Annotated in this window: 17 protein-coding genes; 1 reads left to right on the top strand and 16 read right to left on the bottom strand. The window is 47.2% G+C overall.

Annotated elements, in window-relative coordinates:
* Positions 1 to 267: 267 nt before the first annotated feature.
* Positions 268 to 1,158 (bottom strand): hypothetical protein, encoded by an 891-nt coding sequence (locus BBG47_RS11780; RefSeq protein ID WP_065291874.1) that lies wholly within the window; start codon positions 1,156 to 1,158, stop codon positions 268 to 270.
* A gap of 120 nt (positions 1,159 to 1,278) precedes the next feature.
* On the opposite strand from BBG47_RS11780, the gene BBG47_RS11775 reads away from it, so the two are divergent.
* On the top strand, positions 1,279 to 1,680 hold the full coding sequence (locus BBG47_RS11775) for a DUF2614 family zinc ribbon-containing protein (RefSeq protein ID WP_065291873.1): 402 nt from the start codon (positions 1,279 to 1,281) through the stop codon (positions 1,678 to 1,680).
* 195 nt (positions 1,681 to 1,875) lie between these two features.
* On the opposite strand, the gene BBG47_RS11770 is transcribed toward BBG47_RS11775, so the two are convergent.
* From BBG47_RS11770 to uptA, 15 genes are all read right to left on the bottom strand, one after another.
* On the bottom strand, positions 1,876 to 3,630 hold the full coding sequence (locus BBG47_RS11770) for a glycosyl hydrolase family 18 protein (RefSeq protein WP_065291872.1): 1,755 nt from the start codon (positions 3,628 to 3,630) through the stop codon (positions 1,876 to 1,878).
* A 118-nt stretch (positions 3,631 to 3,748) separates the two neighbouring features.
* Entirely contained in the window at positions 3,749 to 4,189 is a 441-nt protein-coding gene (gene perR / locus BBG47_RS11765; protein ID WP_065291871.1) for a peroxide-responsive transcriptional repressor PerR, read from the bottom strand.
* A 146-nt stretch (positions 4,190 to 4,335) separates the two neighbouring features.
* The gene (locus BBG47_RS11760) at positions 4,336 to 5,532 is read right to left on the bottom strand and encodes a DUF4097 family beta strand repeat-containing protein (protein WP_065291870.1); all 1,197 of its coding nucleotides are present in this window, start codon (positions 5,530 to 5,532) and stop codon (positions 4,336 to 4,338) included.
* A 26-nt stretch (positions 5,533 to 5,558) separates the two neighbouring features.
* The gene (locus tag BBG47_RS11755) at positions 5,559 to 6,239 is read right to left on the bottom strand and encodes a DUF6677 family protein (RefSeq protein ID WP_065291869.1); all 681 of its coding nucleotides are present in this window, start codon (positions 6,237 to 6,239) and stop codon (positions 5,559 to 5,561) included.
* Positions 6,240 to 6,251: 12 nt separating this feature from the next.
* Complete coding sequence (locus BBG47_RS11750; RefSeq protein ID WP_065291868.1) at positions 6,252 to 6,842, bottom strand: RNA polymerase sigma factor; 591 nt, start codon at positions 6,840 to 6,842, stop codon at positions 6,252 to 6,254.
* Between the two features lie 158 nt (positions 6,843 to 7,000).
* Positions 7,001 to 7,732, bottom strand: coding sequence for an MgtC/SapB family protein (locus BBG47_RS11745; RefSeq protein ID WP_065291867.1), 732 nt, complete (start codon positions 7,730 to 7,732; stop codon positions 7,001 to 7,003).
* Positions 7,733 to 7,738: 6 nt separating this feature from the next.
* Positions 7,739 to 8,191: a GNAT family N-acetyltransferase gene (locus tag BBG47_RS11740; protein WP_021255270.1), complete on the bottom strand. Its 453-nt coding sequence runs from the start codon at positions 8,189 to 8,191 to the stop codon at positions 7,739 to 7,741.
* A gap of 175 nt (positions 8,192 to 8,366) precedes the next feature.
* Positions 8,367 to 9,809: an Asp-tRNA(Asn)/Glu-tRNA(Gln) amidotransferase subunit GatB gene (gene gatB / locus BBG47_RS11735; RefSeq protein ID WP_065291866.1), complete on the bottom strand. Its 1,443-nt coding sequence runs from the start codon at positions 9,807 to 9,809 to the stop codon at positions 8,367 to 8,369.
* A 17-nt stretch (positions 9,810 to 9,826) separates the two neighbouring features.
* On the bottom strand, positions 9,827 to 11,269 hold the full coding sequence (gene gatA / locus BBG47_RS11730) for an Asp-tRNA(Asn)/Glu-tRNA(Gln) amidotransferase subunit GatA (RefSeq protein ID WP_094183154.1): 1,443 nt from the start codon (positions 11,267 to 11,269) through the stop codon (positions 9,827 to 9,829).
* 39 nt (positions 11,270 to 11,308) lie between these two features.
* Positions 11,309 to 11,596, bottom strand: a complete 288-nt coding sequence (gatC, locus tag BBG47_RS11725; protein ID WP_021255273.1) for an Asp-tRNA(Asn)/Glu-tRNA(Gln) amidotransferase subunit GatC — start codon at positions 11,594 to 11,596, stop codon at positions 11,309 to 11,311.
* A gap of 149 nt (positions 11,597 to 11,745) precedes the next feature.
* A complete protein-coding gene (locus BBG47_RS11720; protein ID WP_021255274.1) occupies positions 11,746 to 12,126 on the bottom strand; it encodes a hypothetical protein in 381 nt (126 codons plus the stop codon).
* A 159-nt stretch (positions 12,127 to 12,285) separates the two neighbouring features.
* Positions 12,286 to 13,509 (bottom strand): M24 family metallopeptidase, encoded by a 1,224-nt coding sequence (locus tag BBG47_RS11715; RefSeq protein WP_094183153.1) that lies wholly within the window; start codon positions 13,507 to 13,509, stop codon positions 12,286 to 12,288.
* Positions 13,510 to 13,768: 259 nt separating this feature from the next.
* Positions 13,769 to 14,392, bottom strand: a complete 624-nt coding sequence (locus tag BBG47_RS11710) for an MBL fold metallo-hydrolase (protein WP_065291864.1) — start codon at positions 14,390 to 14,392, stop codon at positions 13,769 to 13,771.
* A gap of 23 nt (positions 14,393 to 14,415) precedes the next feature.
* Positions 14,416 to 14,982 carry a thioredoxin family protein gene (locus tag BBG47_RS11705; RefSeq protein ID WP_065291863.1) on the bottom strand — a complete coding sequence of 189 codons (567 nt, stop codon included), beginning with the start codon at positions 14,980 to 14,982 and terminating at the stop codon, positions 14,416 to 14,418.
* Complete coding sequence (gene uptA, locus BBG47_RS11700; RefSeq protein ID WP_021255279.1) at positions 14,979 to 15,596, bottom strand: undecaprenyl phosphate transporter UptA; 618 nt, start codon at positions 15,594 to 15,596, stop codon at positions 14,979 to 14,981. Before uptA ends, BBG47_RS11705 begins: the two co-directional genes overlap by 4 nt.
* Between the last annotated feature and the right edge of the window lie 29 nt (positions 15,597 to 15,625).

The following is a 15,625-nucleotide window of genomic DNA, read 5'->3' as shown; positions in this document are numbered from 1 at the left end:
TAGTTACTTTCTTTTTCTCACCGCTTTGTCGGCGGCGACTTTTATAATATATCATGTTCACTTCTTAGAGTCAAGCACTTTTTTTAAATTCTTTTTTCGAGCTTTCGAATGATTGCTTATTCAGCTTTCGTTCGAAGTGCTTCTCTCGAAGAGGCGAGTATTAATGTATCATATATTTCAAACCCAAGTCAACACTTTATTTAAAAAAAGTTAAAACGCTGCATGAACTGTCATGCAGCGACTCAACTTTCTGTGATTGTGCAGCCGTCAACCAGCCCATTCATAGGCCCGAGTATACCCTAGCTTGCCATATGGACTAGCATGCTCAATCAAACGTTCCTTCACACAACCGCGATGTGTAAGCTTATTTAGTAGAGCTGGCATATAACCGGCCATCCACTTGAATTCTTGGTGCTGCATAATATCCGATATCGGAACTGGCCCCTTCGCTTGCTTCAGCCAATTCAGCAATGGTGTGCAGCATTCTACACTCTTCGATGAGAGAGAGAACTCGCAAGCAAGCAACGCAAGTTCAATTCGCTGCGGCATCGTCTCAGAGCTTGCAGTGAATTCTTCGTACATCTTATAGACACCTAGATTTAACTTCTTCACTTGCTGCCATAACGCTTGTCTAGGCATCTCTCCTTGCTCCATTATGGCAAGCGACGCCCAATAATAGAATGCGAAATCCACACATCGATAAGCGTCTAGCATGTATTCCAGCTTCCGTAAATACTTCGCTTGATTATATGCCTCCAAAAACAGCGCATATGTCTTCATGTATTGCATCTGGTTCGGAGTCTTCTCTTCTTGAATCAATCTTTCCTGCCAACTTGCAAGCAATCCATCGCGATCTACGCGAATATTGCCACGCCCGTAAAACGGAAGCAGTGACCTCGCCTCATCCGAAACGATCCATTCCTCCCACCTATCTGGGTGGATGCAAATCCAGCGTGCAACTGAGCTGTCATCGGCCGATACTTCCATCGACTCAAAAGGATGGGACGGACACGCTTCATCAACAACCAGCACATAGCGATCCCAATCAATATATTGGTGCATATCAGCATCCAATTGGCTGCGATCCAATATATAAAGACCGCTGACTGTAGTCGCACCAATTAATTGATCTATGGAGTTATCCAATACATGTTTCATTCTCGACCCCACGCTTTTTTGGCTTTCTTTTACATCAAATGATAGTTTATAATTCTACATAGAAACTCTCTTTCCTTCTTCCTTCGAAAACATTTTCAATCTTGAAATGGAGAGGCTGCGATGAAACAACGTCTTTTTAGAACAAGTAAAATCAATGAGTTTCGATTGTGGGGACTTGTACTTACATTAGCCGGAATGGGAATGATGGTGCTCGGCACATCCGGCATTCTCATGTGGGGCATACAAGGACGCCCCTTCGCTGGAGTATTCATGGTACTGGGAATGATACTCCTCTTGGGAAGTGTCGCGATTTACTTCTGGGCTGGCATGTTGTCCACTAGTGCTGTAATTCTTGAATGTCCAGAGTGTGGTCGCCAGACCAAAATACTCGGCAGAACGGATCGCTGCATGTTCTGTAGAACGATTCTTACCCTTGATCCGGACAAGGCAACCGCAGAAAACATCGCCCCAGAGAGCAACTTAGATCAAGACAGTAAGAAGGATGTTACCGTATCAAAGTGAGGGAAGAATGACTTACAAAGAGATTTCTCACGCATTGACTCGTTGATTCCCACAACACCAAGACCTGACATCTATGTTTTCACGAGCCTCACTCGCAAGAGTGAACCGAATATAACAGACTTAACGAAGAAACCGCCTATCTGATTAGATAGACGGTTTTCTTATTTCTAACTTATAAAAAGTATCATTGCGTGATTAAGAGTTTCGATATCGAAGAACGTTCCATATGCCTTCATTGGCGAAGCTTCGGGCCCATACAGCGACTCCGCCGAGCTTTAGACGTTCTGCCATTTGAATGCGAGATTGAATCGATTGTTTATCCTCGATCCATATTTTCTGAGTTGCGCCTTCCTCCTCATATTCGACATAATGCTGACCTGCACTCTCCGAATAAACAGGCTTCAACTTACGATCCTGAACCAAATCTTGAACTTTCTGCATACCAACAGCCTTAGAGGATACTTTCACTTCTCCGCCTTCAGTTGTCTCTGTCCATATCCGTGTGTATAGCGGCATTCCAAGCACGAGCTTATGCGGAGGCACATTATCCTCTTCCATAATTCGCTTCATAGCATTCTCTGTCCATGGCAAGGATGCAACAGAACCAGCAGTTGGACTTGTCGCCCAATGTTCATCGTAAGCCATAACCATCATGAAGTCGACGGAACGCGCCAGCTGTTCCCGATCCAAAAATTGCGACCATCTACCGCTCCCAGACTTCGCCGTCACATCAATCGATGCAACAAGACCCTTCGCATGTAGACGAGGAGTAAGTTCTCGTACAAACTGCGTTAAATTATCGCGGTCTTCAACATTTACGTTCTCATAGTCAATATTAATGCCGTCAACTTTGTATTTCTCTGCGAGCTTAACCAATTGTTCTATCGTTCGGTTACGTTTGTCGAAGGTTGCAAGCGAAGCTGTAGTTCGGTCTGGATCAAAGCTGTTGCTGTACAGCGCCCATACCTGCTTCCCATTCTGATGCGCCCATTGTACAAGACGCGGATCTGCCTTCTCATCCACATTTCCCTCGTTATCAGCCAAGCTGAACCACGTAGGGCTTATGACATTCGTCCCCGGCATCGCGGGCAGCTTGGTTGGATCCGGATTACGCGAGTACACAGCTTCCCAAGCCAAGCTTACTGGTCGCTTCTCCTTTACAAACGCAGGAACAGGCGCTGGCGAGATTGAAGGAACTGCTACACTTCCCTTACGCTGAATCTCGTCTTTAGCAACATAACCGACATTGCCGCCTTCCGCCTCAATCCGGAGCCAGTCTCCTTCTTCACCCCAGACCGTGACTTGCGTTCCACTTGCAAGCTTCTCTAAGGAGGGAGCTTGCTTACTAGCATTTTCACGCAAGGCTATTTTGGCATCATCCTTTTGCTGAATGACGATCCCCTGTTGAAGAGTCTGCCCCGGTGTGCTTAGTTGAACCGCACCATTCGAAGTGTACTGCTTCGCACGCAAGCCGTATACTTCCTTCAACGCAGTCATTGGAACATAAATGTCGCCGCCAATTTGTTCAGCAGCAGCTGACCACTGTTTAGCTCGACCATTCAAGCTTCCCGTTGAGTGTCCAAGCGCAACTGAAGCAACGTCCTTAGAACTTGTCATAATGACGGTTGCGGACCTATTCTCATACACAATAGAAAGCTTATCAGACAATGCCTGAACAGGTATGAGCAAATTCTCACCTTTGCCTTTCGTCCCATATCCCGTCCAGGCACCGTCCCAGATCAAGGGCTGTTCTACCTGAGAGATCTGGGAGTCAGCCTTATTCTGACCAGGTAACCAATCCCTGATACCATCCCATCCTTTCCACACGCTCGCTGCCAGGATGGCGAGTCCAATCAGAATAAAGAGACATCCTCCTCCCTTCCCTTTTTTACGGTTCTTTCCGCCGGTTCGATAATGCGGAGCACCTCTCCCCACTCCATTGCTTCTCATATAGTCAACTCCTACTTTTTCAGACTCCATCATTGGATTCGATAAAATAAAAAAGCGCGCAAGCATGAACTGCCGCGCGCATTTACATTTCTGCATTGTATTGAATATCGACCATCACCTATTGCTCCTTAGTCGATTCCACACAGGATTGACATACACCATACACTTCCATCCGATGTCCGCGTACGTTAAAACCAGTAGCCTCTGCAGCCGATTTCTCCACCGATTCCATTAATTCAGGAATAGCGAAATCAACAATTTTGCCGCATCGCTCGCAAATGGCATGATAGTGATCTGTTACATTGGCATCAAATCGACTAGAACTGTCCCCATATGTCAACTCATGAACGAGCCCCGCTTCAATAAACAACTTCAAGTTGTTATATACGGTAGCAACGCTCATGCTCGGAAAATCCGGCTCGAGTGCTCGATATATTTCATCTGCTGTCGGATGATTCATCGCATCCATCAAGTAAGCCAATATCGCATGTCTCTGTGGCGTGATGCGTACTCCGGACATTTTCAGATGTCCCAATGCATGTTGAACCCGCGTTTTCATCTTGTCCACCGCCTTCTACGCTCACATTAGTTCTATACGGGTTATCCCAACAAATCGTAGATTGTAACGATTCTCAGAAAATAATCTCTATATGTCCATTGTACGTGGAAGTTTTTTGTTTTGTCAATCCTTAATACGTCGCGCTGTTACCGTTTTCGTATGCTTATGTCACCATTCGTGTCCAAATTGACTTGATACGTAGCATTTCCTATTGTACCCTCTACTTTATTCTTTACGACATGAAAGGGAAATTCCGAATCTATATCGATGTCTCCAAAACGATTCATCGCTTGCAATGTAACATCAGCCCCCTCTGGTATGCCAATGGCGGTATCGCCCGCCATATTCTGCAATTTCCAGTTGCCGCCGATGTTCTCTGACTCAACAAGCATGTCTCCACTCAAGGTCTCTGCTTGGACTGCACCAGCCGATTCATGAATGTCGATATCTCCTGATTTCGTATCCGCCATCGACTTCCCATTGATGTCGTACATCGTAATATCCCCACGCATGGTAGATACTTTGGCATCACCGCGTATATTTTGCACAAAGAGATTACCATTCAGTGTCTCTCCCTGTACTGGGGCTTCAATATTAAGCAGCTTAATATCACCATTGTTGCTCTTCGCCACTGCTTCGGCTTTCATATCATGGATCGCGATATCCCCATTATTCGTCATCACATCCGTCTTCCACATAACATGAGCCGGAATGGTGATGATCATATCAATGCGGATTGGCCGATTCCCTACTGCAAATTTCGAGCCGTTCGCGGTAATCGTCAATGTATGTTCGGAAGGATTATTATCGATGGTTGCTCCAGACTGGTTAGCCAGCGATTGCGCCTGCTCTCTATCCACTCCGCTTACAATTGCACTTAGCTCAACATCCATATTCTCTACATTCCCAGTCTGAATCCGAATCTCCCCATTGTCATTGCGAACAACGAGCTTCGATATATCCCCTGATATCGAATGTTCCAGCTTCGGCAACCGGACATTTATCCCATTATCACCTGCCATCTCCTTCATCATGGAGAAGTCGAACTGAATTCCTCGTACCCAATCCCGGAACAGGGAAGGCTGAGAAATCATGAAGACGGAGACTGCAATAAAAACAGAAACGAACATGCCTAAAAAATCCAAGCGCAGACGACGATTATCCCCCCGCTTGCTGTGGTACACGCCAGTCCAAATATATTCGATCCCCCATATAATAAATAACAAGGGCCACCATGTTAATAACAATCGCAATGTATGATATCCAAACAACTGATCGCTGAGCAGCATGATTCCGACAGCGACAAGCAGCAGCGAAGCAGTAATTCTCCCTACCTTAACCACTGAAGACCATCTCCTTCGGTTGTCCGTCAGCGTCTCTTATTCGATTCCTTCACAAGCAGAAAGATACCGCCACCAATAAGAAGAGCCGCTCCGGCGTAGGATCCCGCATACGTAAAGAACCAACGAAGCCACGCTGGATCTACGGTTAATAGCAGCATAACTATTCCCCCGAACAGAAGAAAAAGCCCTAAGAGCGGCCCTTGTCTGGTCGGCTCTACGCCACCAAACATCGCTTGATGATTGACACGTTCCGTACATTGCAAGGCATCAAACAAATTAAAAAAGTAAATCACCGGCAGCATTAATCCTAACAATACGACAAGCGGTACATTCACTTTGGCATCTATTGCTGTAAAATACACGATAGCTACGATATCCAAGGCCAGCATCATCATAATAAGCAGCCCGCGCTGCATTAACCCTAAGTAGAAATGACCTGCTCCAGGGAAAATGAAGGACAAAAACAAAGAAAGAAACTTGCTCTTCTTCTGCGGCATTGCTCCATACATCGGAGGCGGTGGTATGGGCGCTCCTGGGCCTGGGCCATATCCTTGATGATTCTCATGAGCATGAGACATGCGTTCTCTCCGCGCTAATTGTTCCAGACGCTTGCGCAAAAACTGCTCATCCTGCTCCTTTTTAGCAGACTGCTCACGGAATCCTTGATTGTGAGGTTCATGTAATTGATCATCTTTTCTATCAGCCAAGTCCTTCCCTCCTTACATAGCTCCTAATCCGGCATGTTCCTGCCACGCTCGCTTAAACAGCATCTTAGCACGATATAATCTAGTTTCAACCGTTCTAACTGGCATCTTGAGCATCTGCGCAATTTCTGCGTATGTTCGCTGGCGCATGTGGTACAACTCCATGACCATACGATATTTCTCTGGCAATGCCCGAAGTGCTTGGTGGACCTCTTCACATTTTTCCTTCTTCATCACGCGTTCTTCCGGCATATCAGCGACATCATGAAGCTGAAAGGATGCAATATGGTGCGGCTCAAGCCGTTCTACCTGGCCTTCCTTCCGCTTTTTGCGCAATATATCAATCATCTGGTTCTTCGTTAGCCGATACAGCCATGTCGTAAATTTCGAGTCGCCCCGAAATGAATGAATATGGCGATACGCCTTCACGAATACCTCTTGGGCGATATCTTCCGCCAAATAACGATCTTGTACCGTCTGACAAATACACGTTATCACAAATGGACGGTGTCTTTCCACTAAAATACGCATTGCTTCCTCGTTACCTTGCTGCACTTGACTGACGATCAGTTCATCCGAAAATTGAGTTGTCTTACGATACACCATAGTCTCTTCCCTTCTCTACCCAGCAAAATTCATTGTGCGAATTCGCTCTACCGTACGTATTAAGCTTATATTCATTGTACGTTGGATACAGAAATGAAAGAAACCTTCCTGAGTCTAGGAAGGTTTCACCGACTTTAGTCTAGGATCGCTTTGGACTCTTACTCTAAGGTAACAGTGCGAACCCCTTGCACTCGCTCGAGTTGCTCTACAAATACGAACATGTCGAACTGTTTGGGGACGCCAAGAACGAGCTGCAATTCTGCTCGCTTCTCCACCATCGGATCGCCAGGTTGATTCAATAAGCGTTGGAACATCATCTTCTTGACGGTAACATCACGGGTTTCCATGAAGACATGGAGCTCATGAAGAAATTCAGAAGTAGAATCCGCATCTAATGTTAAAACGCGAGTGCGCTTGCCACCGAAGTAACGCTGCTCTACCTTGTTGAATCCGAACAAAATGACGATGACTAGGATTGTCGTCACCACAGCTGCATATTGGAACCCAGCACCTACCGCTAGTCCAATCGCCGCAACTACCCATAGGGAAGCCGCTGTCGTAAGTCCTGCGATTGATTTGCCCGTAAAAATAATTGTTCCTGCGCCAAGAAAGCCAATGCCTGTAATTACTGCTGTAGCGAGACGAGCAGGATCCACACGGACATTTCCTTCGTACACGAAGCTGGAGAAGCCATAAATGGACAACAGCATGATAAGTGCCGAACCAACGCAAACCAAAATATGTGTTCGCAACCCCGCTGGATGATTCGCCTGTTCTCGCTCCAATCCGATCAATCCACCGAGAAGCATCGCAAGCAGCAATCTAAGCGTTAATGAAAAATCATCAATTACCCACGGACTATTTGCAGGTATCTCCGCGAGCAATTCCATATCCGACTACCTCCTTCTTTCCAGGTGACGCAGCGATATGCCCGGCGCAATCTCCTCGTCGCGCACATATCGGAAGCCTTCGCGTTCATACAATGTCAGCGCAGGAAGATTGCGAGCTCCCGTTGCAATACGGTGCGTATGAACATCTGGCATATGCAGTACATGACCTAACAAACTTGCACCGATCCCTCTCCGAAAATAATCCGGCCGAACCATCAATCTGCAAATCTCCATAATTACAGGCCCTGTCATTTCGATGGATACCGCTCCAGCCAACTGATTCTCATCCCACCACCCATAGAATGTTTCCGTGGTATTATGCAGGTCTTCTACCGTTTCCATCAGAGGGGGGATCTTGTCAAAGCCAATCATGTCCGCCTCAATCCGGTATGCCGCCTGTTGCAGGTTCCAGAGTTGATCCAATGTTGCAACATCATTCATATCCAACTGACGTATCATGTCTTTCACTACCCTTTCGGAATAACAGAGTATACGACTACATGAAAATAACTTGAATCTACACGAAAAGCGGAGATTCACTCCGCTTCCATGCCTGGCTCCAACGTTCAGATATGTTACCCATCCGTCCTACGGAGCCCTAATCGATTCTTCATTTTTTATCTATAGCTTACATTTACAGCTCGCTCAAGCACTGAACAAGCAATTCGTTCACAAGACCCGGGTTGGCCTTACCCTTCGTCTCCTTCATAACTTGTCCAACAAGGAAGCCGATTGCCTTCTGCTTGCCTGCGCGGTAATCCTCCACCGACTGCGGATTGTTCGCGATTACCTGCTCGACGACAGATTTAATGGCGCCTTCATCACTAATTTGGACAAGTCCCTTCTCTTCAACAATAGCCTGAGGAGCTTTGCCCGTCTCCAGCATCTCTTTGAAGACCGTCTTGGCGATTTTGGAACTGATCGTGCCTTTCTCAATCAAGCCGATCATTTCGCCCAAGCCTTGGCCTGTAACTTTTGAAGCATCCGCTTCAAGGCCATTCGCGTTCAAGTATCCGAGTAAGTCACCCATAATCCAGTTGGCTACTGCCTTGGCATCCTTCGTATATTGAAGACTCTCCTCGAACAGGTCAGCCAGCTTCTTCGATGCCGTAATGACTTCTGCATCGTAGCTTGTTAAGCCATATTCGCTCGTATAACGTGCCTTGCGCGTATCCGGCAACTCCGGAATCGACGCCCGCACACTCTCTCTCCACTCGTCATCAATAATGAGTGTAACGAGATCTGGGTCCGGGAAGTAGCGATAGTCATGCGCCTCTTCCTTGCTGCGCATCGTGAGCGTACGCCCTTGCGCTTCATCCCAGCGGCGAGTTTCCTGAACAACCTTACCGCCTTCATCCAGGATGTCAGCTTGGCGCTCCTCTTCATATTCAAGACCACGTTGAACGCCGCGGAAGGAGTTCATATTTTTCAATTCTGCCCTCGTACCCAGTTCTTTCTGGCCAATCGGGCGTATGCTGATGTTCGCATCACAGCGAAGGGAGCCTTCTTCCATCTTCACATCGGATACGTCGCAATATTGCATAATTGCCTTCAGCTTTTCCAAATAAGCCTTCGCTTCTTCTGGTGAATGAAGCTCGGGTTCAGATACAATCTCTACAAGCGGAGTGCCGACACGGTTGAAATCGACGAGAGAAGCATAACCGCCATCTACGTGCGTTAGCTTGCCTGCATCTTCTTCCAAGTGCAGTCGGTTAATGCCGATCCGCTTCGTTTCTCCGTTCACTTCAATATCAATCCAGCCGTTCTGCCCAATTGGCTGATCGTTCTGAGAGATTTGATATGCTTTCGGAGAGTCTGGGTAGAAATAGTTTTTCCGGTCAAACTTGCTTACCGGAGCAATTTCACAGTTCAACGCCATAGCAGCCTTCATTGCATATTCTACCGCTTGGTGGTTTAATACCGGCAGTACGCCGGGATGCCCTAAGCAAATCGGGCAAGTATGCGTATTAGGCGGTGCTCCGAATTCGGTAGAGCAACCGCAAAAGATTTTCGAGTTGGTGTGCAGCTCAACGTGCACTTCCAAGCCAATGACCGTTTCATATTTCGTACTTGGCATGTCGTAAGCCTCCTCAATTACAACTGCGGACGCAGCTTATGGAACTCCGTGCGTTGTTCGAACGCATGGGCTGCACGAAGCACAGTCGCTTCGTCGAACGCCTTGCCAATCAATTGCAAGCCAACCGGCAATCCATCTGCCAACCCGCATGGTACGCTAATTGCTGGAACGCCAGCCAAGCTGACCGGAATCGTCAATATATCATTCAAATACATCGCTAATGGATCATTAATTTGCTCGCCGATACGGAATGCCGTAGTCGGTGCTGTCGGCCCGAGCAAAATATCGAACTTGTTAAATGCTTCGTCAAAGTCACGCTTAATCAAAGTGCGGACTTTCTGCGCCTTCAAGTAATAGGCATCATAGTAGCCTGAGCTTAGTGCATACGTACCCAGCATAATGCGGCGCTTCACTTCTTGTCCAAAGCCTTCACTGCGAGAACGATGATACAGATCCAGCAGATTGTCAGGGTTGTCCGCACGCACTCCGTAGCGAACTCCATCGAAGCGCGCCAAGTTGGAGGAAGCTTCCGAGGAAGCAAGCAGGTAGTAGGTCGCTACTGCATATTCGGTATGCGGCATCGATACTTCTTCCCATGTCGCACCCATATCCTCGAATACTTTCAAGGCAGCGAGCACAGCTTCCTTCACCTTCGGATCGACACCTTGTCCAATATATTCAGAAGGCACGCCAATGCGCAGACCAGTCACATCGCCTGTCAGCTGTGCTGCATAATCCGGAATTTCTACCTTCGCCGAAGTGGAATCCATCTTATCGTGGCCTGCAATCGCTTGGAGCACGAGGGCTGCATCTTCTACATTTCTCGTAATTGGACCGATTTGATCCAATGAAGATGCGAATGCAACCAAGCCGAAGCGAGAAACGAGACCGTATGTCGGCTTCAAGCCAACGACTCCACAATAGGAAGCTGGCTGACGGATTGATCCGCCTGTATCAGAGCCTAGCGCGAATGCAACTTGTCCAGCTGCTACGGAAGCCGCGGAACCACCGCTAGATCCGCCCGGAACACGTTCCAAATCCCACGGGTTGCGAGTCGTGCGATAAGCAGAGTTCTCATTGGATCCGCCCATTGCGAATTCGTCCATGTTCAGCTTACCAATTGTAATGGCACCCGCTTCCTTCAACTTGCGGGATACTGTACCGTCATATATAGGTACGAAATTATCAAGGAATTTACTTGCACATGTTGTGCGCATTCCTTCCGTTACGATGTTGTCCTTAACCCCTGCAGGGATACCAGCCAATAAGCCGATCTGTTCTCCTGCCGAGATGCGCTTGTCGATTGCGGCTGCCTCGTTACGGGCACCCTCTTCATTCATAGTAAGAAATGCTTGCACTTGCTCATCCGTGCTGGCAATGCGTCGGAATGACGCGTCCACCAATTCAGAGACGGAGAGCTTGCGCTCTTGTATTGCTTGTCTTGCTTCCGTTAATGACATCTCAAGTGGTGTCAATGCGGGCATCCTCCCTTATTCGCTTTATTCCAGAACGGCCGGTACTTTGAACTGACCATCTTCTTCTTCCGGTGCGTTAGCCATTACCTTCTCTATCGGCAGTGAAGGACGCGCTTCATCCTCACGCATCACGTTCCGTATAGGTAGAACATGAGTCGTTGGCGTGACGTCATCGGTATTCAATTCATTTAATTTTTCTGCATATTTTAGAATCGCGTTCAGCTGTTCCGTGTAACGCTCTTTCTCTTCATTGCTCAAGTCGAGTCTTGCCAACTTAGCAACGTGCTCGACGTCTTGTACGTGAATGCTCATCGGCAGCCTGTTCCTCCTTGCGCCATCAAGGCCAAATTCATCCCCTTATTATAGCTTAGAAGCGGAATCAACTCAACGCGTCATTCTGATAAAGTAATGGATGCAAAAAAACACCGAAGCACCGGAATGACCGGTGATCGGCGTCTTCTTTAAATCCAAGCTCTTAAATTCACTTGGCGAATGAACTCTTCTTGTGACATTGCTCCGTCCTGTTCGCTCTCTTCGCTATCAGGCTCTGCGTCTGCGTTCATAATTCGACGGAATAATGATTCATTATGGGTCGCCAGTGCATAATCGATAAGTGCTTCCCGTTCGATGCGGTCCGCTTCCTGCTGCAGCAACCGTTCCTCTTGATCGACATCGGATGCTGGCACAAAAAAGTTGCGGTTTGCTCTCGGAACTCGGATGACATAGTCGAATGCGTTGTCTGCATTGCGGTCATAGGCAATAATATAGCCGTATTCCCCGATAGGCAAATGTTGTTCGAAACGGTCGGCAACAATGACTACTTTCTCTCCCAAAGGCAGCATTGTCCATGCCTCCCATCCGTTAGATGTATTCTATATGGTACTAGAATTTATGGTTCCTGTAAATGTATACGTACGAGTATCGCAATTGGTCACAAAAAGAAGCCTCTCTATCCTGCATACGATAAAAGCTGTACATCCGACTCTAGCTATTGTCTATGTTCACAAAGAAATGATTCGCAATCCTTCCTCCGCAGTCGTTAGCTTCTCATATCCATCAGCAGTAATCAGGTATGTATTCTCTATACCTACGACACCGCGTCCCGGGAAAGTGAATTTAGGTTCGATAGCAATTACCATCCCCTCCTGAAGCGGCTGCTTGAACCCGCGGGCCAATACAGGCCATTCATCAATTTCCATACCAATTCCATGTCCAAGAAACTTGACTTGATCCTCACCATACCCCATAAAATGCTCTTGCAATCCATACGATTTCGCCATATCAACCGCGTCTTCGTACAATGTCTCGCATACCGTTCCCGGCTTCAAGTGTTCCTCAGTTGCACGCAATATCGCTTCCGAAGCATCATAAGCACGCTGGAGTTCATCGTCCAGTTCCCCAATGACAAGGGTTCGGGTCTGATCAATTACATATCCATCGATGCAGCAGCCGAAATCGATCAGAATAGGTTCATTCACTTCAATCGCCTTACGGCTAGATCCTTGTGGACTTGCAGGTGTCAGTCCAAGCCCTCCAGCGGGACCGTCGAAGTAAGTCGGTTCTGCGCCTGCACTTCCTGATGCCACCATGCCAGTTATTAGTTCCTGATTGAAGCCGCGCATTCGGATCATTCCAACATGACCCTGCAGTCGGAATTCTCGTTCAATGTAAGCAATGAGTTCTAGTTCTGTCATTCCCGGCTGGATGTAATCTGCAGCATCAGCAAGCACCTTATGTGCAGCAGCTGCGGCAACCCGAATGCGATCCAGTTCATCAGAGGACTTAATCATTCTCAGTTCCCGGAATAGGATCGATCCGTCTGTCCAATTCGCATCTGGAATGACTGTTCTCAATCTCTCATACTGCTGAACAGGTAGAACATCGAACTCTGTAGCAATGACGACAGCTTCCTTAACTTGGAACAGCTCCGCATAGTATGAGCGGATCGTCTCACCAAGCTGACGGAATGAACCGAGCGGAGCAACGCGAATGATCGACTCCTTCTGCGCACGCAGATAGCTGCGTTTCACCAAATAAACAGGTTCGCCGCATCTCGGTACGAGCACATAGCCGGTCTGCATGGAGCCGGTTAAGTAATATATATCCACGTTGTGTGTAACTAAGTACAAATCGATACCAGCAAGCTCCATCTTCTGCTGCAGGCGAGCGATTCGATTGCGATGCTCTTCGATAATTGCTGCATCTATTCGCTGTTCGGAATGCATCAATTGACTCCTCCTCGTATTAGGAAATGATATCTGCCGTTTTATTTGCACTTGTATCTGTTATGTAAAAAAAAGGACTGCGATACATAGTAGTAGGCAGTCCCATCGTTGCTGTATGCTTCCCTGATCATATCACGAGCGAGGTTTGGCTAGCAAAATGGATCTATGTATATTGGATAAAGTGAGCATCAAAAAGCGCTTGGTCTCCTTGTTCATCAGGAATCAGGAGTGCCAAGCGCTTATGTACTGCAAAATCGTATTAGACAAATGGGTTGTGCTTCTTCTCGTATCCAATTGTTGTAGTCGGACCATGTCCAGGGTATACCGTCACTTCGTCGCTTAGTGTGAACAGCTTCTTATGAATAGAGTTCACCAGTGTCTTCATGCTGCCGTCTCTCAGGTCTGTTCTCCCCACACTTTCCCGGAAAAGAACGTCACCTGCGAACAAGTGCTTATCATACAGGAAGCTCACACTGCCCGGCGAATGACCAGGTGTATGCATGACGTAGAAGGAATAACCGATCAGCTCCAGTGTATCCCCATCTTGCAGCAAATGTTCCGCTGGCTTCATGGACATTGGCGGAGACATTTGCGGCCACATGGTCGAGCCATTAAGTTCCGGTGTTGTCAGCCACTCTGCCTCAAGCTCATGAATGTACACCGGGCACGGATGTGCCTTACGCACAAGATCCACACCGCCAATGTGATCGAAATGCGCATGTGTCAACAATATTGCCTTAACGTTTAGTCCATCGAGCGCTTGCAGCAACCGATCTGGATTCATACCCGGATCAATGACAACCGCTTCTTTCGTATCTTCATTTGTTAATAGATAAGCGTTTGTTTGGACAGGACCTAAATTGAAACTTTGAATCGTAAACAATGTCTTGTCAGCTCCTTGCTATATTAAAAGCCTGACAGCAGGTCTCTCAATTCAGACGTAATTCGAGCATGATAGCCCGTTCCCTCGCCGTATTGTTCGAGAATACGCTGTCTGACTACTTTCAAATTATCTTGATAATCCGGAGCTTCACGATCCGGGTTCTCTTCCTTGAATCGGATCATATGTGCCTGTACGTCACTTGGACGAGGTCCCCATTGACCGAGAACATAACCGCCCGTATCAGTGAAAATGACGATTGGAACGGAGCGTCCGCCCATCGTCAGGAATTGATCCATAACCTCAGGGAACTGTTCCATAATTAAGACTTCTGTATCAATGCTTGCTGCTTCCATAGCGCGGAACACAACAGGCACATTACGTACCGCATCTCCACACCAATCTGCCGCCAAGATTAAGCAGCGGATATCGTCCCGATATTGAAGCGATTCGAAAAACTCCTTCTCTTCTTCACTGGACCAAGCAAATTGATCATACCAGGAAATGAAGGCTTCCTTGTTCTTCTGCATGGAGTCGATAAATGCTTGTGGTGAAATTCCTTGACCTATCACATTCGCTACATGTTTGCTCATTTCGGGTTCCCCTCTCTTCGCTTGGATTTCATATATTTGATAACAAAATATAGGGTAAGGCCAGCAAGTGCAACCAAAATAAATGGCTGAACATAAGGTGCCGCCTTCTCATTAATATGTTCCCACTGATCTCCAAGCGCGTACCCCAAATAAACAAATAGGATGGTCCATGGGATTACAGCCAGCGTTGTCAGAAGCGTAAATTTTCCTACCGGCATCTTGGATATTCCTGCTGGTATGGAAATCGCGTGACGGACAACCGGAACGAATCGTGCAGAAAAGATTACGCCTGTTCCATACTTCTGGAACCACTCTTCCGACTTCTCAATATGGTGCTTGCGTATCAGGATGTACTTCCCGAACTTCTCCAAGAAGGGCCGCCCGCCATATCTGCCGATTGCATATACGATGAGTTGCGCAAAGACACCACCAATTGTGCCGAAAATAATCGCAGCGATAAAACTGACCTTGCCAATCGATACTAAATATCCGCCGTAGGCTAACACGATTTCACTCGGGATGACTTCAATCATGAGCCCCAGCATTATTCCCCATTCCCCAAGCTGCTGCACCCAATGAAGCAGCATATTGATCATATCATGTATCCATGCCATAGCTCGTCTCTCTCCCTTTTTAATTCCCA

The sequence above is a fragment of the Paenibacillus sp. KS1 genome (assembly GCF_001680695.1).
Lineage (GTDB): Bacteria > Bacillota > Bacilli > Paenibacillales > Paenibacillaceae > Paenibacillus_B > Paenibacillus_B suaedae.
Note: the sequence above shows the minus strand (reverse complement) of the source record. Positions and strands in the feature narration are given on the sequence as shown.